Annotated in this window: 1 protein-coding gene; it reads left to right on the forward strand. The window is 67.0% G+C overall.

What is annotated here, in order from left to right:
- Positions 1-1158 (forward strand): calcium-binding protein (locus RSW2DRAFT_RS16950; RefSeq protein WP_008033269.1); only part of this gene is annotated, 1158 nt, incomplete at both ends.

Genomic DNA, 1158 nt, shown 5'->3' on the forward strand with positions numbered 1-1158 from the left:
CGGGCTTGGGGCCGACCGGCTGGAGGGCGGGGCCGGGCGCGACCGGGCCGACTATAGCCAGGCCACGGCCGGGGTTCTGGTGGACATGCTGAACGGCGCGATCAACACCGGCGAGGCAGTGGGCGATGTGCTGGTGGAGATCGAGAACCTGTGCGGCAGCCAGTTGGGCGATGTGCTGATTGCCGATAACGCCGCCAATCTGCTGCACGGGCTGTCCGGCAACGACCAGTTGTTCGGGCGGGCGGGGGATGACACGCTGCTGGGCGGCGACGGCGACGACGTGCTGAGCGGCGGCACCGGGGCCGACCGGCTGGAGGGCGGTGCCGGGCGCGACCGGGCAGTGTATGTCGATGGCCTGGCGGTGCGGGTCAATCTGGGCCTCGCGGTGCAGCAGAACACGGGCTATGGCCTGGACTGGCTGATCGACATCGAGGATCTGCTGACTGGCGCCGGTGCCGACATGCTGGTGGGAAGTGTGCTTGACAACGGCCTGACCGCCGGTGCGGGCAATGACACGCTTTACGGCATTGCGGGCAATGATACGCTGAGTGGCGATCTGGGAAATGACCTGATCGACGGCGGGGTTGGCGTTGATACCGCGCTGTTTCTGGGTGTGCAGGCCATCCAGGTCGATCTTGCCAGCCTTGCGGCGCAGGATACCGGCCATGGCATCGACACACTGCGCGGGATCGAGAACCTTCGCGCGGGCAGCGGTGCCGATCTGCTGTCAGGCTCGACCAGCGCCAACCTGCTGGAGGGGGTTGCGGGCAACGACACGCTGTTCGGGCGCTCGGGCAACGACACGCTGGATGGCGGCGCGGGCAACGATCAGTTGCAGGGCGACGATGGCAACGACCTGCTGCTGGGCGGTCTTGGCGACGATCTGCTGTCGGGTGGCACCGGAAGTGATACGGCGGTCTTTACCGCAAGCCTGGCAACCGTGATCAACCTGAACCTGACCACGGCGCAGAACACCGGGCAGGGTCTTGACCGGTTTCTGGGCGTCGAGAACCTGACGACCGGGGCCGGGAACGATGTGCTGACCGGCAGCACGTTGGCCAACGTCTTGTCTGCCGGGGCCGGGAATGACCGGCTGAACGGTGGCGCGGGGGATGACACGCTGCTGGGCAGCGACGGGAACGATACGCTGAATGGCGA

Source organism: Rhodobacter ferrooxidans, assembly GCF_000176015.1.
In the GTDB taxonomy this organism is placed as follows: Bacteria; Pseudomonadota; Alphaproteobacteria; order Rhodobacterales; family Rhodobacteraceae; genus Pseudorhodobacter_B; species Pseudorhodobacter_B ferrooxidans.